The 19,043-nt window shown below is 65.9% G+C and carries 21 protein-coding genes; 11 read left to right on the top strand and 10 right to left on the bottom strand.

The window, feature by feature from the left end:
• Positions 1-193 precede the first annotated feature (193 nt).
• The gene (galU, locus tag AAG591_RS14900) at positions 194-1,075 is read right to left on the bottom strand and encodes a UTP--glucose-1-phosphate uridylyltransferase GalU (RefSeq protein WP_342532236.1); all 882 of its coding nucleotides are present in this window, start codon (positions 1,073-1,075) and stop codon (positions 194-196) included.
• A 120-nt stretch (positions 1,076-1,195) separates the two neighbouring features.
• Here galU and murA point away from each other — a divergent pair, with 120 nt between their 5' ends.
• Both murA and AAG591_RS14890 read left to right on the top strand, forming a co-directional pair.
• Positions 1,196-2,479, top strand: a complete 1,284-nt coding sequence (murA, locus tag AAG591_RS14895) for a UDP-N-acetylglucosamine 1-carboxyvinyltransferase (RefSeq protein WP_342532235.1) — start codon at positions 1,196-1,198, stop codon at positions 2,477-2,479.
• A gap of 71 nt (positions 2,480-2,550) precedes the next feature.
• A complete protein-coding gene (locus AAG591_RS14890; RefSeq protein ID WP_342532234.1) occupies positions 2,551-2,778 on the top strand; it encodes a hypothetical protein in 228 nt (75 codons plus the stop codon).
• Here the strand turns inward: AAG591_RS14890 and AAG591_RS14885 are convergent.
• From AAG591_RS14885 to AAG591_RS14870, 4 genes are all read right to left on the bottom strand, one after another.
• Positions 2,775-3,041 (bottom strand): ribbon-helix-helix domain-containing protein, encoded by a 267-nt coding sequence (locus AAG591_RS14885; RefSeq protein WP_342532233.1) that lies wholly within the window; start codon positions 3,039-3,041, stop codon positions 2,775-2,777. The genes AAG591_RS14890 and AAG591_RS14885 overlap by 4 nt on opposite strands.
• Positions 3,042-3,105: 64 nt before the next feature.
• Entirely contained in the window at positions 3,106-3,930 is an 825-nt protein-coding gene (locus AAG591_RS14880; RefSeq protein ID WP_342532232.1) for an alpha/beta hydrolase, read from the bottom strand.
• Between the two features lie 67 nt (positions 3,931-3,997).
• Entirely contained in the window at positions 3,998-4,720 is a 723-nt protein-coding gene (gene phbB / locus AAG591_RS14875; protein WP_342532299.1) for an acetoacetyl-CoA reductase, read from the bottom strand.
• Between the two features lie 126 nt (positions 4,721-4,846).
• Complete coding sequence (locus tag AAG591_RS14870; RefSeq protein WP_342532231.1) at positions 4,847-5,605, bottom strand: hypothetical protein; 759 nt, start codon at positions 5,603-5,605, stop codon at positions 4,847-4,849.
• Positions 5,606-5,937: 332 nt separating this feature from the next.
• Here AAG591_RS14870 and AAG591_RS14865 point away from each other — a divergent pair, with 332 nt between their 5' ends.
• Genes AAG591_RS14865 through AAG591_RS14850 form a run of 4 tightly spaced genes read left to right on the top strand, consistent with a single transcriptional unit; the run spans position 5,938 to position 10,434 of the window.
• Positions 5,938-6,357, top strand: coding sequence for a DUF3576 domain-containing protein (locus tag AAG591_RS14865; protein WP_425341668.1), 420 nt, complete (start codon positions 5,938-5,940; stop codon positions 6,355-6,357).
• A gap of 27 nt (positions 6,358-6,384) precedes the next feature.
• Complete coding sequence (leuS, locus tag AAG591_RS14860) at positions 6,385-8,895, top strand: leucine--tRNA ligase (RefSeq protein WP_342532227.1); 2,511 nt, start codon at positions 6,385-6,387, stop codon at positions 8,893-8,895.
• Positions 8,895-9,386: an LPS assembly lipoprotein LptE gene (gene lptE / locus AAG591_RS14855; protein ID WP_342532226.1), complete on the top strand. Its 492-nt coding sequence runs from the start codon at positions 8,895-8,897 to the stop codon at positions 9,384-9,386. The genes leuS and lptE overlap by 1 nt, the downstream gene beginning before the upstream one ends.
• Positions 9,387-9,390: 4 nt before the next feature.
• Positions 9,391-10,434, top strand: a complete 1,044-nt coding sequence (locus AAG591_RS14850; RefSeq protein WP_342532225.1) for a DNA polymerase III subunit delta — start codon at positions 9,391-9,393, stop codon at positions 10,432-10,434.
• A gap of 47 nt (positions 10,435-10,481) precedes the next feature.
• On the opposite strand, the gene AAG591_RS14845 is transcribed toward AAG591_RS14850, so the two are convergent.
• The 3 genes from AAG591_RS14845 to AAG591_RS14835 are packed head-to-tail and all read right to left on the bottom strand — an operon-like array spanning position 10,482 to position 12,338.
• Entirely contained in the window at positions 10,482-11,030 is a 549-nt protein-coding gene (locus tag AAG591_RS14845) for an LptA/OstA family protein (RefSeq protein ID WP_342532224.1), read from the bottom strand.
• Complete coding sequence (gene lptC / locus AAG591_RS14840) at positions 11,030-11,701, bottom strand: LPS export ABC transporter periplasmic protein LptC (RefSeq protein WP_342532223.1); 672 nt, start codon at positions 11,699-11,701, stop codon at positions 11,030-11,032. The genes AAG591_RS14845 and lptC overlap by 1 nt, the downstream gene beginning before the upstream one ends.
• A 16-nt stretch (positions 11,702-11,717) precedes the next feature.
• Positions 11,718-12,338, bottom strand: a complete 621-nt coding sequence (locus AAG591_RS14835; protein WP_342532222.1) for a ribonuclease D — start codon at positions 12,336-12,338, stop codon at positions 11,718-11,720.
• A gap of 138 nt (positions 12,339-12,476) precedes the next feature.
• Here AAG591_RS14835 and AAG591_RS14830 point away from each other — a divergent pair, with 138 nt between their 5' ends.
• Positions 12,477-13,163, top strand: coding sequence for a uracil-DNA glycosylase (locus AAG591_RS14830; RefSeq protein WP_342532221.1), 687 nt, complete (start codon positions 12,477-12,479; stop codon positions 13,161-13,163).
• A gap of 9 nt (positions 13,164-13,172) precedes the next feature.
• Here the strand turns inward: AAG591_RS14830 and AAG591_RS14825 are convergent, their stop codons facing one another.
• Together AAG591_RS14825 and AAG591_RS14820 are read right to left on the bottom strand one after the other, a co-directional pair.
• Positions 13,173-14,264: a hypothetical protein gene (locus tag AAG591_RS14825; RefSeq protein ID WP_342532220.1), complete on the bottom strand. Its 1,092-nt coding sequence runs from the start codon at positions 14,262-14,264 to the stop codon at positions 13,173-13,175.
• An 11-nt stretch (positions 14,265-14,275) separates the two neighbouring features.
• Positions 14,276-15,550 carry a TIGR04063 family PEP-CTERM/XrtA system glycosyltransferase gene (locus AAG591_RS14820; RefSeq protein ID WP_342532219.1) on the bottom strand — a complete coding sequence of 425 codons (1,275 nt, stop codon included), beginning with the start codon at positions 15,548-15,550 and terminating at the stop codon, positions 14,276-14,278.
• Positions 15,551-15,670: 120 nt separating this feature from the next.
• Between AAG591_RS14820 and AAG591_RS14815 the strand changes: the two genes are divergently transcribed.
• From AAG591_RS14815 to AAG591_RS14800, 4 genes are all read left to right on the top strand, one after another.
• On the top strand, positions 15,671-15,814 hold the full coding sequence (locus tag AAG591_RS14815) for a hypothetical protein (RefSeq protein ID WP_342532303.1): 144 nt from the start codon (positions 15,671-15,673) through the stop codon (positions 15,812-15,814).
• Positions 15,811-17,208 (top strand): DUF5935 domain-containing protein, encoded by a 1,398-nt coding sequence (locus AAG591_RS14810; RefSeq protein ID WP_342532217.1) that lies wholly within the window; start codon positions 15,811-15,813, stop codon positions 17,206-17,208. Before AAG591_RS14815 ends, AAG591_RS14810 begins: the two co-directional genes overlap by 4 nt.
• A gap of 54 nt (positions 17,209-17,262) precedes the next feature.
• Entirely contained in the window at positions 17,263-17,712 is a 450-nt protein-coding gene (locus AAG591_RS14805; protein ID WP_342532216.1) for a MaoC family dehydratase, read from the top strand.
• Between the two features lie 103 nt (positions 17,713-17,815).
• Positions 17,816-18,997: an acetyl-CoA C-acyltransferase gene (locus AAG591_RS14800; RefSeq protein ID WP_342532214.1), complete on the top strand. Its 1,182-nt coding sequence runs from the start codon at positions 17,816-17,818 to the stop codon at positions 18,995-18,997.
• Positions 18,998-19,043 lie beyond the last annotated feature (46 nt).

Genomic DNA, 19,043 nt, shown 5'->3' with positions numbered 1-19,043 from the left:
CAAAACACGCACCTTTTACGCCCTCTGAGGGCCAGAGGGTGACAGATTCGAGGTTTTGGGCCGCTTTTTTGGTCCTGCCGGCTGACGGGCGGGCGCAAGGGTACGATCGACGCTGTGAAAGAGCGAACTTCGCCCTAGCAAAGCCGCCGAGGGTAGGAAAATCGTCGGCCCAAGCTGCGCTTGGGCCGCAGGATTACGCGCTCAGGAGTCGCTTTGCCATCGCGCGCACTTCGTCGCCCATGTCGGGGCGTTCGAGCGCGAGCGCCAGCGTCGCCTCGACGAAGCCGGTCTTGCTGCCGCAATCGTACCGCGAACCGTCGAAAGTGACCGCGTGGAACGGCTGGTTGCCGATCATCTTTGCCATCGCGTCGGTCAGCTGGATTTCGCCCCCGGCCCCCTTGCCCTGCGTTTCCAGCACTCGCATCACCTCGGGCTGGAGAATATAGCGGCCCGAGATGATCTTGTTCGAAGGCGCTTCGGCGACGGGCGGCTTTTCGACCAGGCCCCTGACCTCGGTCAGCGCACCGTCTTCCTTGCCAGGATCGATCACGCCGTAGCTGGAAACCGATTTCTGCGGGACTTCGAGCACGCTGATCAGGTTGCCACCGACCTGTTCGTAAGCGTCGACCATCTGCTTCATGCAGCCCGCACCATTGGCCTTCCCGATCATCAGCTCGTCGGGGAGGAAAATCGCGAAGGGATCGTCGCCGACGATCGCGCGGGCGCACCAGATCGCGTGCCCCAGACCCAGCGGCACCTGCTGGCGCACGGTGATGATGTCGCCCGGCGTGGCGCGGGTCGAATCGAGGATGCCGAGATCCTTGCCGCGTTCCTCCATCGTCTGTTCGAGCTCGAAGGCGACGTCGAAATGCTCGACGATCGCGGTTTTCCCACGCCCGGTGACGAAGATCATCTGCTCGATCCCCGCCTCGCGCGCTTCGTCCACCGCGTACTGGATCAGCGGGCGATCGACGATCGCAAGCATTTCCTTCGGGATAGCCTTGGTCGCGGGGAGAAAGCGGGTGCCGAGCCCGGCGACGGGAAACACGGCTTTGCGGATAGGTTTGTGCGCCATGGGCGCGGGGTATGGGCGCGGTGCCCGCGCGCGTCAACGGCGGGTCGATTGCGCGGCGCGGGCCCTGCCGGATCGCGGCCCGGCTTGTTTTGCTGCGTGCGCCCGCTAAACGCCCGTGGGATGGACAAACTACGCATCATCGGTGGGCACAGGCTCTCCGGCACGATCCCGATCTCCGGCGCCAAGAATGCCGCGCTCACGCTGATTCCGTGCGCGCTGCTGACCGACGAGCCGCTGACCCTGCGCAACCTGCCCCGGCTGGCCGATATCGACAGCTTCCAGCATTTGATGACGCAGTTTGGCGTGGCGGTGAATATCGCGGGCACACGGCCGGAAGATTTCGGCCGCGTCGTGACCTACGAGGCGACGCGCCTCACCTCGACCACCGCGCCCTACGATCTGGTGCGCAAGATGCGTGCGTCGATCCTGGTGCTCGGCCCGATGCTGGCGCGTGCAGGCGTCGCCACCGTTTCGCAGCCCGGCGGCTGCGCCATCGGCAACCGCCCGATCGATCTGCATCTGAGCGCGCTGGAAGCACTGGGGGCCGAGATCGAGCTGGCGCAGGGCTATGTCCGCGCGCATGCACCCGATGGCGGCCTGCCGGGCGGTGAGTTCGATTTCCCCGTGGTGTCGGTCGGCGCGACCGAGAATGCGCTGATGGCGGCGGTGCTCGCCAACGGCACCTCGACGCTGCGCAATGCCGCGCGCGAGCCCGAGATCGTCGACCTGTGCAACCTGCTGGTGGCGATGGGGGCGGAGATCGAGAATATCGGCCAGTCCGACCTCGTGATCCACGGCGTCAAGCGCCTGAACGGCGCGACCTACAAGGTGATGGCCGATCGCATCGAAGCGGGCTCCTACGCCTGCGCCGCCGCGATCACGGGCGGTGAAGCGCGGCTCGAAGGCGCAAAGGCGGACGACATGTCCGCCACGCTGCACGCGCTGCGCAATATCGGCGTGCATGTCGAAACCGATGCCAAGGGCGTGACGGTCGCTGCCGAAGGCAAGCTGAAGGCCGTCAATCTTTCGACCGCGCCCTATCCGGGGCTGGCGACCGACATGCAGGCGCAGCTGATGGCGCTGCTGACCGTGGCCGAAGGCACGAGCGTGCTGACCGAAACGATCTTCGAAAACCGTTACATGCACGTGCCCGAGCTGACGCGGATGGGTGCCAATATCGAAGTGTCGGGCCGCACCGCCATCGTGCTGGGGCAACAGGGCCTCACCGGCGCGGAAGTGATGGCGACCGATCTGCGCGCTTCGATGAGCCTGGTGATCGCCGCATTGGCGGCACAGGGCGAGTCGCAGATCCGGCGGATCTACCACCTCGATCGCGGCTACGAGCGGCTGGAAGAGAAGCTGCAGGCGATCGGTGCCGAGATCGAACGGGTGGGCGACGAATAGCGCGAATTTATCGGACCCAAAGCCACCCCTCCGGCGTTCGTTCACCGAACACTTTTTTCCGGAGACGTGACATGGGTTTGATTCGTACCGCAATTCTGGGTGGCCTGGGTTACCTCGGCTACAAGGCCTACAAGAACCACAAGGACGAAAACGGCGTCGCTTTCGCCGATGGCCAGCCGACGGGTGGCGTGCGTGAAGCGGGCGCGGGCGCAACCGCCACCAAGGGCGACACAATGAGCGCCACCGACGAAGCTCTCGACGAAACCTTCCCGGCGAGCGACGCGACCGCCAAATATTAAAGCTGGCTGGTCGGGGGCGAGCCCTCGCGCTCGCCTCCGTCGGCGAGTTTCCCGACCAGATATTGCCGAATCGCGCTGGCGAGCCCCACCGGCTCGTCGGCCTCGATACGTCGTGCGTCGATCCGCGCGACCAGCGCGTTGATCGGCACCCGCTGCACTTCCGCCTGATCGCGCAGCAAATCCCAGAACACCGGCTCGAGCGTGATGCTCGTCTTGTGTCCGGCGATCTCGACCGATCGCTTGATGGGCGGGTGGTAGCGCATCGGTAAACCGTGGCGCACGTGTCTTGCGAGCGCAATCCTCGCGGCCAGCGATCGCCGCCAGAGCCTATGGGGCGGCAGCGTCCGGCTGATCCGCTTCCAGCGCCTCCCATTGCGCCCAGATACGCGGAGCAAGCCCGTCGAGCGGCACCCAGTGACCGCCACCTGTCAGGTTGATGTGCACCACATTGGGCCCGCCTGCATCCTCCAGTTGTGCCACCGCTTTCGAATCGACCACATCGTCCTTCGTGCCGTGCATCAGAAGCAGCGGCTCCTCGACCGCGCCGATTCGGGCGAGATTATCATAGCGTTCGGTGACCAGCGCGCGGGCGATCCCCGGAAACATGTCCTTCAGCCGGGTGAATGCGCCCATGGTCGCTACCCCGGACACATCATGCCGCGCCGCCATTTCGATGGCGACGGCACTGCCGAGCGAAAAGCCGAACAGGTAGCGCCGCGAATCGGGGGCCAGCTCGTCCGCTTTCGCCAGCCACGCTTCTGCATCGGCGTAGAGACCGGCCTCGGACGGCTTGCCCGGATTGTCGCCATAGCCACGGTAGGACGCGATCAGCACGCCGCGTCCGCCCACCTTCAAGGGTTCGGCGCGATAGGCAGATACCATGTGATTATAGCTGTTGCCGTGGAATACGACGACCACCTGATCGACGCCTTCCTCGGGTGGCCAATAAGCCCCCTCCAGCGTCAATCCATCGGCGGTGTGCGCGGTGATCGGCTGTGGCGGCTCACCCCGGAATTCGACATTCGTTTCGACAAGCGAGACCGGCTGATAGATGCGGCTGGAAACAAGCCCCGCAGCCGCCGGTGTGCCGACCGAGGCGACGCCGACACAAAGCAGGCACAGGGCGAAAACGTTCAGAACCCGGTGCTGCATGCCGAAATGCCTCATCGCTCCCATCGGGAGACGGTGGGGCGCGGCGCGTGACCGGGTGATGAACCCGTCAATACATGTGCTGCCCGCCATTGAGACTCATCGTCGATCCGGTGACGAAGCCCGCGTCCTCGCTGGTCAGGAAGGCGACGCCGCGCGCGATCTCTTCCGCGTGGCCGAGGCGGCCGACCGGGATCTTGGCGACGATCTTGGTCAGCACCTCGTCGGGTACGGCGGCGACCATGTCGGTGTCGATATAGCCCGGCGCGATCGCGTTGACGGTGATGCCGAAGCGCGCGCCTTCCTGCGCCAGCGCCTTGGTGAAGCCGTGGATACCCGATTTGGCGGCGGCGTAGTTGACCTGGCCGTACTGGCCCGCCTGTCCGTTGATCGAGCCGATATTGACGATGCGGCCCCACTTGGCTTCGCGCATTCCGGGGAAGCACGCCTTGGCCATGTTGAAGCAACCGCCGAGGTTGACGCGCATCACCTCGTTCCAGTCGTCGAAGCTCATCTTGGCGAGCGTGCCGTCGCGCGTGATCCCGGCATTATTGACCACGATCTGGATGTGGCCGTGATCTTCGGTGATGCGCGAACAATGTTCGAGGCACGCCTCGTGATCGCCGACATCCCATTTCATGGTGGTGATACCGGTGCGTTCGGAAAATTCGCGCGCGCGCTCGTCGTTGCCGGCATAATTGGCAATGACCGTGCGGCCCTGTTCCTTGAGCGCAAGGCTGATCGCCTCGCCGATACCGCGCGTTCCACCCGTCACCACCGCGACACGTGCCATCATCACTCTCCCCTGACTTCTCTGCCCTTTCCCCGTGACGTAGCGTCACGCGCGCCAACGGGCAAAGCAAAATGCCTTGGGGCGTCGATATTTAGGAAAGGATGCGGGCCTCCACAGCCGGCAGCATCAGAACCGCAGCTGGGTACCGATATAGACCGACTGGCTGTCGTCCGCGCCGTCGGTCAGCGGGGAGAGACGCGCATTCTGTTCTTCGGACAGGCGCACGCCCGCCGTCACATCCAGATTGCGCGAGACGCGATAGGCCCCGCCCAGATCGAGCTGCCGATCGCCGCGCCCTTCGAGCGTGCGCGGCGCGCGGCCCGGGGTGCGTTCCTGATCGACCGAGATACGCGGCTGGAACCGGCTGGGTTCGTCCTTCGCGCCTTGCGAGGGGCGGAACTGCGCCAGATCGGGCATCGCGATCTTGGAAACCGACTTCGGCAATTCCGACGCCGGCATCGTGAAGCTCTGGTATCCGCGCGCAACCCTGAGGTCGAACGCCGAGGGCGCCACGGTCACATCGCGGCGGCCAGGTTCGCTGCGCGCCGAATCGATCGCCGAGCGAATCGAGATCGCGCGGGCCGAATCATCGTTTACGCGAACGGCCACGGTGACGGTACGATCGGCAATCGACTTGCCCGCGGCGGGCGTGAAGGGCAGCGCTTCGCGCCGTGCGGCGTAGCGTTCGTTCACCCGGCGGGCGAGTTCGGGATCGACCGATGCGGGCGTGAAACGCGCCGTGCTGGCCGCAGCGCCGACGACGAACGAAGGCGCGGTCGCCTCCGCCAGGGCAGTTCCGGCCATCGGAACCACGACGAGCGCCAGCGCACCGCCCAGCAGGGGGGTGAGATGCTTGCGCAGTCGAGGAGCGATAGTCCCGATCATGCCTGTTATCCCTAGCGCCGCGAAGTCTTACGGCAGGTGAACGACCCAAGAATGGGTTCGATCCATATTGCTAAGCAATCGATCCGCAACTTGCCAGCTTTTCCACAGGGCCCGACCGCGCTTGTCATCCAACTGTTGCAAGACGCACACAATGTGGCTGCGAGTTCATCATCGGTACAGGCGTCCCACGCTGCTTAGCACATCGGGGCAGCCGTGCCCTTGCTGCGGCGGGTTCGCGGCGATAGAGACCATTTTCTGCGCGGTCTGCCGACCGTTTTTTCGCGTCCTTCACTGGAAAGTCAGCCACGATGATCAAGCGCCGCTTCTCGATAATGTCTGCAACCCTGCTGGGCGCGTGCGCCGCGCTGTCAGCATGCGGAGGGGGCAGCGCGCTGCCTCGCGCGGATGCCGCCGCCAGCCAGGTGACGACCATCGGCGTCAATTCCTACCTGTGGCGCGCCAGCTTGGAAGCGGTCAGCTTCGCGCCGCTGCTTCAGGCGGACAGCGCGGGCGGCGTGATCGTGACCGACTGGTACGCCAACCCCCAGAACCCGGGCGAACGCGTCAAGCTGACCGTCTCCATCCTCGATCAGGACCTGCGCGCCGATGCATTGCGCGTTGCCGCGAGTCGCCAGGTCAACCAGGGCGGCAACTGGGTCGATGCGCCGGTGCAGGCCGCGACCGTGCAGAAGCTGGAAGACATCATCCTGACCAAGGCGCGCGAACTGCGCCGCCAGGCGATCGCCGGCTAAGCCATAATCACGAACGCAGAACCAAACATGAGTGACACCCGCTTCGACCCGTCGACCGCCGACGGGCGCTGGCAGAAGGCGTGGGACGAGGCGCAGTGCTTCCGCGCCGACAGCAACAGCCCCAAGCCCAAGAGCTATGTGCTCGAGATGTTTCCCTACCCTTCGGGCCGGATCCATATCGGGCATGTCCGCAATTACACGATGGGCGACGTGCTCGCGCGGTACAAGCGGATGACCGGGCACGAGGTGCTGCACCCGATGGGGTGGGATGCGTTCGGCATGCCGGCTGAAAACGCGGCAATGGAAAAGGGCGTCCACCCGGGCGGCTGGACCCGCGACAATATCGCCAACATGAAGGCGCAGCTCAAAAGGATCGGCTTCGCGCTCGACTGGAGCCGCGAGCTGGCGACTTGCGAGCCCGAGTATTACGGCCACGAACAGGCGCTGTTCCTCGATCTCTACGAAGCCGGGCTGGTTTACCGCAAGGAGAGCGAGGTCAACTGGGACCCGGTCGACATGACCGTGCTCGCCAACGAACAGGTGATCGACGGCAAGGGCTGGCGCTCGGGCGCCGAGGTCGAGAAGCGCAAGCTCGCGCAGTGGTTCCTCAAGATCACCGACTTCGCCGAGGAACTGCTCGACGGGCTCGGTAGCCTCGAAAACTGGCCCGACAAGGTCCGGCTGATGCAGGAAAACTGGATCGGCAAATCGCAGGGCCTCGAATTCAGCTTCGACCTGTCGAATGGCGATCGTTTGCCGGTCTATTCGACCCGGCCCGATACGATTTTCGGCGCGAGCTTCGTCGCGGTGGCGGCGGATCACCCGGTCGCGCAATCGCTCGACAGTGATGCCGCACGCGAATTCATCGCTCTGTGCAAGCGCGGCGGCACGACCGCTGCCGAGCTGGAAACAGCCGAGAAGCTGGGCTTCGACACAGGGATTACCGCGAAGCATCCGTTCACCGGGGCGGACCTGCCGGTCTACATCGCGAACTTCGTGCTGATGGATTACGGCACCGGCGCGATCATGGCTGTCCCCGGGCACGACCAGCGCGACTTCGATTTCGCGACCAAATACGGCCTGCCGATTCCGCGCGTCGTGGCATCGAGTGCCGAAGATGCCGACAAGCCTTTCGAAGGCGAGGCCGAATCGGGCGAGGGCGTGCTCGTCAATTCGGACTTCCTCGACGGAATGGATGTCGAGGCCGCCAAGGCCGAGGTGATCCGCCGGATCGAGGAACAGGGCCGCGGCGAGGGCAAGACCGTGTGGCGCCTGCGCGACTGGGGCGTTTCGCGGCAGCGGTATTGGGGGACGCCGATCCCCTTCATCCATTGCGAGAAATGCGGCGTGGTGCCTGCACCCAAGGACAGCCTGCCGATCACGCTGCCCGAGGATGTCGACTTCAAGACGCCGGGCAACCCGCTGGTCCGCCACGCGACATGGAAGCACGTCGATTGCCCCAAGTGCGGCGGCAAGGCCGAACGGGAGACCGACACGCTCGACACCTTCGTCGATTCCTCGTGGTATTTCCTGCGCTTCGCGAGCCAGCCTACGGACAAGCCGTTCGACCGCGAGGAAATCGCCAGGTGGCTGCCGGTCGAACAATATATCGGTGGGATCGAACATGCGATCCTGCACCTGCTCTACGCCCGCTTCTGGACCCGCGCACTCGCGCATATGGGCCAGATCGAGGTGAAGGAGCCGTTCGCCTCGCTGTTCACGCAAGGCATGGTGACGCACGAGACCTACAGCCGGGTCGAAGGCGGCAAGACCGTCTACTACGCGCCCGACGAGATCAGCCGCGAGGCGGAGCGGGCGTTGCTGAAGGACGATGGCGGCGAGGTCGAGATCGGCCGCGTCATTAAGATGTCCAAATCGAAGAAGAACGTCGTCGACCCGGACACGATCATCGCGACCTACGGTGCGGATGCGGTGCGCTGGTTCATGCTGTCCGATTCGCCGCCCGAGCGTGACCTGCCGTGGTCCGAGGCCGGGATCGAGGGCTGCGGGCGGTTCGTCCAGCGCGTCTGGCGGCTTGTCTCTGCCGACATCGAGGGCGATGGCGAAGACCTCGACCTGCGGCGCAAGACGCACAAGACGATCGTCGCGGTGGCGCAGGATATCGAGGCACTGTCGTTCAACAAGGCGGTCGCCCGCCTCTACGAACTGACCGGCGCGATCGAGAAGGCGCAGCCGAGCGCCGACCGGCGCGATGCGACATTCGCGCTGATGAAGCTGGTCTCTCCCATGATGCCGCACCTCGCCGAAGAGGCGTGGCACCGTGCGGGCGGCGAAGGTCTGATCGCCGAGGCCGCCTGGCCCGAGCACGATCCCGCCATGCTGGTCGAGGACGAAGTGACCATCGCCCTCCAGCACAAGGGCAAGCTGCGCGACACGCTGACCGCGCCCAAGGGCGCCTCGAAGGAGGTGCTCGAGGAAATGGCGCTGGCAAGCGAGAAGGTGCAACGCTCGCTCGACGGGGCCGAGGTGCGCAAGATCATTGTGGTGCCCGACCGGCTGGTCAATATCGTCACCTGATGCGATTCGTTCTTGCCCTCCTCACTGCATGCATGCTGTCGGCCTGCGGGTTGCAGCCGATCTATGCCGGGGGCGGCAGTGCGGGCGTCGTGCAAGGGCTGTCGGCAGTGCAGGTCGCCCCGATCGAGGGGCGCAGCGGCTGGCTGGTCGCGACCGCGCTGGAGGACCGGATATCGCTGAGCGGATCGCAGGCGACGCCGCGCTACCGCCTCGACGTGCAGCTCGACGACAGCCTCGAAAGCCTCGGCCTGCTGAGCGACGAGCGGGTCACGCGCGAGCGGCGCATCCTGCGCGCGCGATACCAGCTGGTCGACCTGAGCACGGGGGCAATCCTGCTCGATGCCAGCGCAGGCTCGGATGCGGGGATCGACGTCGTGTCGAGCGACTATGCCACCATCGCGGCCGAGCGTGCCGCGCTCGAGCGGCTGTCGCAGGTGGTTGCGGACCAGATCGTCACCCGCGTTTCGCTGGCCCTGCGCAAGCAGGACTGAGCGCATGGCCGGGGCGCAGTCGTTCAAGGCCAATCAGAACACCTTCGGGCGGATCGCGGGCCAGGCCGCGCGCGATTGCCACACATTCTTCTTCTGCGGACCCGATGAAAGCGCGGCGTCGGCGGCGGCCACGCAGATCGTCGCCGGGCTGGCGGATGCGGGCGAGCGGGTCGAGATTTCGGGCTCGGACCTGCGCCGCGACCCCGTCCGGCTGGCGGACGAGGCACGCTCTTCCTCGCTCTTCGGCGACGCGCGGCACATTTTCGTCCGCGCGAATGGCGAAGAGGCGCACGACGCGTTGAAACTGCACCTTGAGGCGGAAGGCGAGGCGTGCCCCGTGCTGGTGGTTGCCACCTCGGCAACCGACAAGTCGCGGAGCGCAAAGCTGGTCGGCGGCGCGAAGGGCACGCTGGTCGCGATGTTCTATCCGCCCAACCTCGCCGATATGGCCAACACCGTGCGCGATCTGGCGGACCGGGCCGGCCTGCGGCTCGGCGGCGATCTCGCCCAGCGGATCGCGCGTGCCTCGGGCCTCGACCGGCGGCTGGCCGAAGCCGAGGTGGAAAAGCTGGCGCTGTATCTCGATGCCGCGCCCGACACGCCCAAGACCGCCGATCTGGAGGCGTGGGACGCGATCGGCGCGACCAGCGAGGAAGACGGCTTCATGCCGCTGGTCAATGCCGCGCTGGGCGGACATGCCCGCCGCCTGCCGGGCGAGCTGACGCGTTTGCGCACGCTTGCGCTCAATCCCGTCGGCGTGGCTCTCGCGTTCGAGCGGCGGGCGGCGCAGCTGGCACAGCTATCGGCACGGATGCGTCCGGGGGAGGATCTGGGATCCTTCATCGATGCGCAAAAGCGCGCCCGGCGCATCTTCTTCAAGGACGAGCGCGACATTGCGCAGCAACTGGGCATCTGGCGCGGACGGCGGCTCGATCGGCTGGTTTCGCGGCTGACCGCGCTGCATCAGGCACTGCTCGCCAACAGCCAGCAGGCCGAGCTGCTCCTGTCGCAGGAAATCGCCTGGATCGCGCGTGAAGCCGCGCGCTAGAGTGGGTTAACCGGCACCGGTGCGGGCTGGCACCGCCAGCTAGAAACTCAATCCTGCGGGACCGAGAACGAGCCGGTCACCCGGCCACCTTCGCCGCTGCCGCCCGCTGCATCGATGCTCGAAAGCCCGCTGCGCAGGTCGATGGTGAGACGGCCGCCGTTGAGCGTGTCCGACCCGCGCCGCAGCCGCACATCGCCGGTCATCGTGATGACCCGCCGGTTGAAATCGTACACCGCGACATTGCCGCGTGCGCTTTCGTTGCCGCGCGTCACGGTGACGCCGCCGGTCGCGGAAATGCGATTGATGCTGAGCGAGCCCGCGTCCGAATAATCGACGATCGTGCGCGCCGAACTCATGTGCAGGTTGGCCTGGTCGATCTTGACGTTGCCGGTCAGAACGACGCGATTCTGGCGGTCCTGCAGCTCGATCCGGTTGGCCGCGTAGTTCACCGGCGCATTCGAATTGTGCCCCGCGATCGCCTGCGCGTGAAGCTGCAGCCCGGCAACCGTGCAGGCGGACAGCGCGAAGCCGATCATGCCCGACCGCAGAGCGGTCCGGGTCAGCGGGCGGGCGGTCTTGTGCGGCCGTTGTGCCATTATTCCATGCTCTCCAATGCGCCCGGCACCATGCGCAGGCGGGCATTGCCGTCAAGCGTAATCGTTCGCGCCTCGAGGTCGACTTTAAGGCTGTTGGCGGAGAAGGTGCCCGCCGGAACGGACCCCGAAACGCCTTCGTCGCCCACCAGCATCTGATCGCGCAGGTTTACCGAAACGCCGCGCGCGACCAGGTTGTACCCGTCGGTTGCGCGCAGCATCACCGGGCCGCGAACTTTCAGCAGCTCGTCGGCAATCGTGTATTCGCCTCCATCGGCGGTCAGCTGCGCGGGGCCATCCGCCAGCAGGATGCGGGCAATCACTTCGTCCAGACGCACGATCCCTTCCTTGCTGGATTTCTGGACCGCCTCGTCCGCGACCAGCGAGAAGGGCCGTCCCTTCTTGTCCGCGCCGCGATAGGTCGCGTTGTCCACCCGCAACCGCTCGTCGACCTGTTCCACCTTGTCGCGGTCGAGGATGAAGGACACCTCGCTGCGCGGCGAGAACGGCGCGATCACCAGAAAGGCGACGATCGCGCCCGTGGCCATCGGCAGCGCAATGGCGAGGATCTTGATAAGCCGGTCGTGAAAGCCGCCGGGCGCGGCTTGGCGTTGCCGCCCGCGCCGCTGGCGCTGCGCCTCCTTCGTTTCCTCGACCGGTTCGTGATGCGCCACTTGCGTCAGCCTTTGCCTATTCGTGGCTGAAGATATCCGCGTTCGCCCAGCCCGCCAGATCGAGCCGCGCGCGCGTCGGCAGGAAATCGAAGCATGCCTGCGCGATCTCCAAACGGTTTTCGCGGATCAGCCGTTCCTCGAAAATGTCGCGCAGCCGGTGGAGGTAGCGCACGTCCGACGCGGCATATTCGCGCTGCGCTTCGGTGATCACGGGCGCGCCCCAGTCGGAACTCTGCTGCTGCTTGGAGATATCCTCGCTCAGCAATTCGTTCACCAGCATCTTCAGGCCGTGGCGTTCGGTATAGGTGCGGGTCAGCTTGCTCGCGATCTTGGTGCAGAACACCGGCGCGGCGGTAACGCCGAGGTAGTGCTCGATCGCGGCAAGATCGAACCGCGCGAAGTGATACAGCTTGGTCCGCGCGGGGTCGGCCAGCACGGCCTTCAGGTTGGGCGCATCGAAGCTGCTGTTGACGCCGAAGCGCACCAGATGCTCGTCGCCGCCGCCATCGCTGATCTGGACCACGCACAGCCGGTCGCGCGGCGTGACGAGCCCCATGGTCTCGGTATCGACTGCCAGTGCAGCCCCCTCGGCGAACACGCCTGCGGGAAGGTCTTCTTCGTGGAAATGTACCGCCATTGAAAACTTTCTACGTCTGGTGCCAGCCCGCCCCCTGCCTGCTCCTAGGGATATTGGGAAAAGAGGGGAAGGGGACGTATCGGTAGCTTGCGCAGTAATGATAGCGCAGCGCTGTGCCCGACCTGAACGGAGCCTGGTGTGCAACACGATCTACCCGATAGCTGGCGCGACGTACTCGAACCGGTGCTGGCCACGCCCGAGGCCCGCAAGCTGGGCGGATTCCTGCGGGCGGAGGAGGCTGCGGGCAAGGCGATCTATCCGCCGCAGGGCAGCCGCCTGCGCGCGCTGGAACTGACCCCGCTCGACGCGGTGAAGGTCGTGATTTTGGGGCAGGACCCGTATCATGGGCCGGGGCAGGCGATGGGGCTCAGCTTTTCGGTGCCCGAGGGCGTCAAGCATCCGCCATCGCTGCGGAACATCTTCAAGGAACTGGCGGATGATTGCGGCATCGCGCCGCCCAAGTCGGGCGATCTGACGGCTTGGGGCGAGCGCGGCGTGCTGCTGCTCAACAATTCGCTGACGGTCGAGGCGGGGCAGGCGGGCAGCCATGCTGGGCGCGGGTGGGACGCGATCACCGATGCCTGTGTGGCGGCGGTCGCTGCGCGCGAGCAGCCTGCGGTGTTCGTCCTGTGGGGCAGTCACGCGCAGGCCAAGGCTTCGCGGATTGCAGAGCTGAATGCGCCCACGCGGCACTGCGTGATCCGCTCCCCTCATCCGAGCCCGCTTTCCGCCCATCGCGGATTCTTCGGTTCGAAGCCGTTCAGCCGTGCGAATGCGTTTCTGGAGGATGCCGGGCGAGAGGCCGTCGACTGGCGGCTCGACTAGCCTTTCGCGTCAGGCCACATCGTCGAGTCGCGACAGGCGATCGAGCGCACCGCGCAATGCGCGATCGATATCGGGCGTTTGCGCCGCTCCGGGTGCCAGCGCCGATTCGTGCCTGTGACTGCCGGAGCGTGGCGGCGCGGTGTGGCTTTGCTGCTGCTGCGATCCTGCGAAACCGCCTTGCTCTTCGCCATGCTGTTGACCCTGCAAGGCGCGGGCGAGCCGTTCGACCAGTTCGGCCACGCCGAGTTCCTGAAGGGCAGGCTCCTCCGCGCGCGCGCGGGACCAGACCGGTGGCGGGGGCGGCGCTGTGTCGCTGGCAGCGGGGCGATCGGGTTCGGCGTGGGGCGCGGGTTCCCATGACGCCGTTTCCCATGTGGGCTCCGGTTCATCGGATGCGGGCGCTTGCCGCAGGTCTTCGCCTTCATCGGAGGCGATGAACTCCGCGAACGGATTGTAGCGCGTGGGTTGGGGATCGCGCGCCTCGCGATACGGGGCGGCGCGCTCGGTCTCCTGCGGTACGGTGTCGGTCCATGCGGGGGTAGGGGCCACCGGTGCCTCGTCCAGCTCGCCGACATTATACGCATCCGAATCGCTCCACGCGGATGCGAAATAGGGATCGTCGATCGGCGGGCGGACCTCGTCGGTCAGGTCGAACGCGTCATGATCGGGGGCGTCGGAGAGGTCGGCGTCGTCCGCGAACGGGGGATCGAAGTCGTCTTCCTCATCCTCATCCTCGTCCTCGTCGTCGTCGCTGCCCAGGCCGAGGGCGGCGCGCACGTCGAGCGGCGGACGGGTGTCGCGCTTGCGGCTCTTTTTGACAGTCGGCGCAGCGGCGCTGGCACCGTCGTCGCGAACCCGGCTGGCGATGAACAGGCCAAGCAGCAGGCCGATCCCCGCCGCGCCCAGCGCAACGACGATCCGGGTCTGCGGGCCGAACGGCGAATTGCCGCCGAATACCATGTCGAACAGCACCGGCGGCAGGAACAGGCATCCGCCGCCGAACAGCGCGGCGAACCACAGCGCGACCAGCGCGGGGAATGCCTTGCTCGACGTCAGCCCGTCGGGCCTGGAAACGTCGTCATCGAGGTCGAATTCGGCCAAGCTTCCTTCCTTCATCGCGCGGCCCCCTGGCGGGCGCGGACGCGCGTTTCCGGCTGCATCCACGCCGCGCTTTCGGGCGACCGATCCGTCGGACTGCCTAACAAGCGATGGTAAACGCTCTGATAACGACGACTATTGATCTGCCAGTCGCGTTCGGCGGCGACGAAGGCGCGGGCGCGGTCGCACATGGCGGGCCAGGCGTCGCGATCGTCCAGCATATCCGCAAGCGCGCGTGCGGTGCCGGCGGGATCGTCCGCAGGGAACAGTACGCCCGTTTCGCCGTGCTCGATCAGCTGGCGATGTCCGCCGACGTCGGACGCGGCGACGATGCGCCCCTGCGCCATCGCTTCCAGGGGTTTGAGCGGCGTCACCAGATTGGTCAGGCGGCTCTTCTTTCTCGGGAAAGCGAGCACATCGATCAGCGCGTAGTAATCGGCGACATCGTCGTGCGGCACTCGGCCGGTGAACACGATCGAATCGCTGGCGGGGGAGGCGGCGGCCTGCACGCGCAAGCGTTCGTCCTCGGGCCCGCCGCCGACCAGCAGCAGCTTTGCTCGTGGATGGCGTTCGCGCAGCAGCGGGAGCGCCGCGATCAGGTCGTCGAGCCCTTCGTAGGGGTAGAAACTGCCGATGAAGCCGATCACCGGGCCTTGGTCGAGGCCCAGTTTCGCCGCCAGTTGCGGATCGCGCGCGGCGGGCGTGCCGAACTGCGCGAGGTCGACCGAGTTGGGCGAGATGCCGATCTTGTATGGCGCAAAGCCGCGCGCGACCAGATCGTCGCGCAGGCCATTGCAGATCGTGAACACGGCGTCCGCGCGTTCGACCACGGCATTTTCGAGCGCGCGGGTCAGCCGGTATTTGGCCGATCCTTCGCTGCCGGTTCCATTCCCGACCGCTGCATCTTCCCAGAAAGCGCGAATTTCGTAGACCACGGGGATGCCCAGCTTGCGCCCTGCGCGGATCGCGGCGAGGCCCGACAGGGCGGGCGAGTGCGCGTGGAGGATATCGGGCCGCCATTCGCGCGCCAGTTCTACGATCGCATTCGCATGCGCCGAAACTTCGCGCCATTCGGCGACCAGCGGCGGTCCGCCCGCTACCGCGCCGGTGCGGTGGAACCGCAGCCCCTCGCAGGTTTCGTCCGCCGGTCCATCGGCCGCATGACGCGGGCCGGTGATCCCGCGCACATCGAGCCCGTCTGCTGCCTGCGCGCGCATGATCGCGCGGGTGCGAAAGGCATAGCCGCTGTGCATCGGCAGCGAATGGTCGAGAACGTGGAGTACGCGCATGGCACGGCGTGCCTAGCGCAGGCGTACTTAACGCCGCGTCAACTCCACCCTGTTAGCGATCCTGTCACGGTGGGCGAAAAACTGCCCGCAACCGGTCGTGCGCAAAGGAGTGAGCCACCCGTGATCGACATGCTGGTCATCGTTGCGATCCACGGGCTGCTGCTGCTCGCGGGCTATCGCCTGATGCTGCGTGAAGATCTCGACGAGGACCCGCTGCTGGAGACCGAAGCCGAGGCCGAAGTGCGAGGCGACCGGGCGCCGTGACCGACCTTTTCCTCCTCGGCTTTTTTGCCGTCTTCCTGCTGTTCGGGCTGAAACGCCCGTTCCTGTGGGTGTGCCTGTACCTTTACGTCGATATCCTCGCCCCGCAGAAGATGGGTTACGGCCCGATCACGAGCGTGCCGGTTTCGCTGATCGCCTTTGCGGCGGCCTTCGGCGGTTGGCTGATGCTGGACAGGAAGACCCGGCCCACCTTCACGCTGCGGCAGGCGATCATGCTGTTCCTGCTGGTGTGGGCGTGGTTCACGATGCAGGGCGCGCAGTTCCCGGTCGAAGCGTCGGAGAAGTGGGACTGGGTGTGGAAGACGCTGGTCTTCGCGATCTTCCTGCCGTTCACCGTCACCACGCGGCTGCGCTTCGAAGCGGCGGCGCTCGTCATGGTGCTGACGGCGGGGGCGATCATCATTTCGGGCGGGATCAAGACCGTTCTGGGCGGCGGCGGGTACGGCACGCTGGCGTTTTTCATCAACGACAACAGCGGTATCTACGAAAGCTCGACCATCTCGACCGTGGCGATCGCCATCATCCCGCTGCTCTACTGGTTCACCCGGCACGGAACGGTGTTCCCCCCCAGCCTGCCGGTCAAACTGTTCGCGCTGGGGCTTGCCGGGGCGTGCCTGCTGATCCCGATCGGCACCGAGGCGCGGACCGGGCTGGTGTGCATCGCGATGCTGGGGCTGCTGGTCTTGCGCGAAAGCAAGCACAAGGTCCTGATGATGGCGGGCGGGCTGCTGTTATGCGTGGCCGCCTTCCCCTTCCTGCCGCAAAGCTACGCGGACCGGATGGCGACGATGACGCAGGCCGACGAAGACGAAAGCGCCTCCACCCGGGTCGCGGTATGGGAATGGACGCTCGACTACGTGAAGGACCATCCGCTGGGCGGCGGGTTCGAGGCGTATCGCGCCAACAGCTTCACCTATCGCATGCCGCAGACCACCGGCACCGGCAACATGACCAGCACGACCTACGAGAAGGTGACCGACGAAGGCCGCGCCTATCACTCGGCGATTTTCGAGATGCTCGGCGAACAGGGCTGGCCGGGGCTCGGCGCGTGGCTGCTGTTGCAGGCGCTGGGGCTGATCCAGATGGAGCGGGTGCGACGCCGGATGCGCAAGCGCGCCGATCCGCAACTCGAATGGCTCGGCCATCTGGCGATCGCGCTGCAATATGCGCAGCTGATCTACCTGGTCGGTGCGCTGTTCCAGGGGATCGCGTGGCAGCCCTTCATCATGATGCTGGCGGGCCTGCAGATTGCGCTTGCGATCTATGCCAAGCGCTTTGATTCGCCGCGCGAGGCGACGATTGGAGAGCGGTTGGCCGCCCAGCGGCGCGCCGGTGCTCCCGATGCCGTAGCGACAGGCCCGGCTCCATTGCGCTAGCGCGCGGCATACGGCATGGAGCGCGCACAAATCCAAGCAAAAGGAGAGGCGCGCGTGACCCCCCAAGAAATCGCAGAGAAGGTCGGCGAGCAGATCGGCACCAGCCCCTGGGTCGAGATCAGCCAGGAACGGATCAACCAGTTCGCCGAGGCGACGGGCGACCACCAGTTCATCCATGTGAACGAGGAAGCGGCCAAGATGACGCCGTTCGGCGGCACCATTGCGCACGGCTTCCTGACGCTGTCGATGATCCCCTATCTCAGCGCCGAAAGCGACCTGCCCAAGCCCGACGGGATCAAGATGGCCGTCAACTACGGCGGCAACAAAACCCGCTTCGTCAACCCGGTGCGCAGCGGCAAGCGCATTCGTGGCCACTGGAAGCTGCTCGAAATGACCGAGAAGCGCCCCGGCCAGTGGCAGCAGACGGTCGAGATCACCATCGAGATCGAAGGCGAGGACAAGCCCGCCCTGATCTGCGAATGGATGACGATGTTCTTCGTCTAAATCCCTGGTGCGAATCCCGGCGAAAGCCGGGACCTCGTTCAATCAGACAATAGCATTAAGGAGGCCCCGGCTTTCGCCGGGCCTCAGCAAGAGGACCCTTCCCATGACCCGCAGCGCAGTTATCGTTTCCACCGCCCGCACCGCCATCGGCCGCGCCTACAAGGGCGGCTTCAACGACACCAAGGGCGCAACGCTCGGCTCCTACTCGCTCGCCCCCGCGATCGAGCGTGCCAAGATCGACGCCGGTGAAATCAACGATGTCATCTGGGGCGCCGCGCTCCAGCAGGGCGCGCAGGCGGGCAACCTCGGTCGCCAGGTCGCGCTGCGCTCGGGCTGCCCGATCGGCGTTTCGGGCATGACCATCGACCGCCAGTGCTCCTCGGGCCTGATGGCGATTTCGACCGCTGCCAAGCAGATCATCGTCGACAACATGGATATCGTCGCGGGCGGCGGCCAGGAATCGATCAGCCTCGTCCAGACCCCCGAAATGCGCGTCATGCCCGATCCCGAACTGATGGCGATGCACAACGCGGTCTACATGCCGATGCTCCAGACGGCCGAAACCGTCGCCCAGCGTTACGGCATCAGCCGCGAGGCGCAGGACGAATACGCGCTGCGCTCGCAGCAGCGCACTGCGGCTGCGCAGGAAGCCGGCAAGTTCGACGACGAGATCGTGCCCGTCACCGTCACCATGAAGGTGAAGGACAAGGAAACCGGCGAGGTTTCCGAGAAGGAAGTCACCGTCGCCAAGGACGAAGGCAACCGCCCCGACACCAAGCTCGAAGGCCTCGCCTCGCTCAACCCCGTGCTCGGCCCGAACACCACGATCACCGCGGGTAACGCCAGCCAGCTGTCGGACGGTTCGTCGGCCAGCATTCTGATGGAAGAAAAGCTGGCCGAAAAGCGCGGCCTCACCCCGCTCGGCCGTTATGTCGGCATGGCGGTTGCAGGCACCGAGCCTGACGAAATGGGCATCGGCCCGGTCTTCGCGATTTCCGCCGTGCTCGAACGCACCGGCCTGAAGATGAGCGATATCGGGTTGTGGGAACTGAACGAAGCCTTCGCGGTGCAGGTGCTCTACTGCCGCGACAAGCTGGGCATCCCCGACGAAGATCTCAACGTCAACGGCGGCTCGATCTCGATCGGCCACCCCTATGGCATGACCGGCGCACGCTGCGTCGGCCACGCGCTGATCGAAGGCAAGCGTCGCGGTGCGAAGTATGTCTGCGTCACCATGTGCGTCGGTGGCGGCATGGGCGCGGCGGGCATCTTCGAAGTCCTTTAAGTCACGCGCGAATTGGGGCAGGATCGCACAGCGCCACCGAACAGGA

This window comes from Citromicrobium bathyomarinum (assembly GCF_038594485.1).
Classification (GTDB): Bacteria; Pseudomonadota; Alphaproteobacteria; order Sphingomonadales; family Sphingomonadaceae; genus Alteriqipengyuania; species Alteriqipengyuania bathyomarina_A.
Note: the sequence above shows the minus strand (reverse complement) of the source record. Positions and strands in the feature narration are given on the sequence as shown.

What these genes read in the sequence shown, in the direction of transcription:
- galU (WP_342532236.1), bottom strand. Translation starts at nt 1,075, where the DNA reads ATGGCGCACAAACCTATCCGCAAAGCCGTGTTTCCCGTCGCCGGGCTC.
- murA (WP_342532235.1), top strand. Translation starts at nt 1,196, where the DNA reads ATGGACAAACTACGCATCATCGGTGGGCACAGGCTCTCCGGCACGATC.
- AAG591_RS14890 (WP_342532234.1), top strand. Translation starts at nt 2,551, where the DNA reads ATGGGTTTGATTCGTACCGCAATTCTGGGTGGCCTGGGTTACCTCGGC.
- AAG591_RS14885 (WP_342532233.1), bottom strand. Translation starts at nt 3,041, where the DNA reads ATGCGCTACCACCCGCCCATCAAGCGATCGGTCGAGATCGCCGGACAC.
- AAG591_RS14880 (WP_342532232.1), bottom strand. Translation starts at nt 3,930, where the DNA reads ATGCAGCACCGGGTTCTGAACGTTTTCGCCCTGTGCCTGCTTTGTGTC.
- phbB (WP_342532299.1), bottom strand. Translation starts at nt 4,720, where the DNA reads ATGGCACGTGTCGCGGTGGTGACGGGTGGAACGCGCGGTATCGGCGAG.
- AAG591_RS14870 (WP_342532231.1), bottom strand. Translation starts at nt 5,605, where the DNA reads ATGATCGGGACTATCGCTCCTCGACTGCGCAAGCATCTCACCCCCCTG.
- AAG591_RS14865 (WP_425341668.1), top strand. Translation starts at nt 5,938, where the DNA reads ATGTCTGCAACCCTGCTGGGCGCGTGCGCCGCGCTGTCAGCATGCGGA.
- leuS (WP_342532227.1), top strand. Translation starts at nt 6,385, where the DNA reads ATGAGTGACACCCGCTTCGACCCGTCGACCGCCGACGGGCGCTGGCAG.
- lptE (WP_342532226.1), top strand. Translation starts at nt 8,895, where the DNA reads ATGCGATTCGTTCTTGCCCTCCTCACTGCATGCATGCTGTCGGCCTGC.
- AAG591_RS14850 (WP_342532225.1), top strand. Translation starts at nt 9,391, where the DNA reads ATGGCCGGGGCGCAGTCGTTCAAGGCCAATCAGAACACCTTCGGGCGG.
- AAG591_RS14845 (WP_342532224.1), bottom strand. Translation starts at nt 11,030, where the DNA reads ATGGCACAACGGCCGCACAAGACCGCCCGCCCGCTGACCCGGACCGCT.
- AAG591_RS14835 (WP_342532222.1), bottom strand. Translation starts at nt 12,338, where the DNA reads ATGGCGGTACATTTCCACGAAGAAGACCTTCCCGCAGGCGTGTTCGCC.
- AAG591_RS14820 (WP_342532219.1), bottom strand. Translation starts at nt 15,550, where the DNA reads ATGCGCGTACTCCACGTTCTCGACCATTCGCTGCCGATGCACAGCGGC.
- AAG591_RS14800 (WP_342532214.1), top strand. Translation starts at nt 17,816, where the DNA reads ATGACCCGCAGCGCAGTTATCGTTTCCACCGCCCGCACCGCCATCGGC.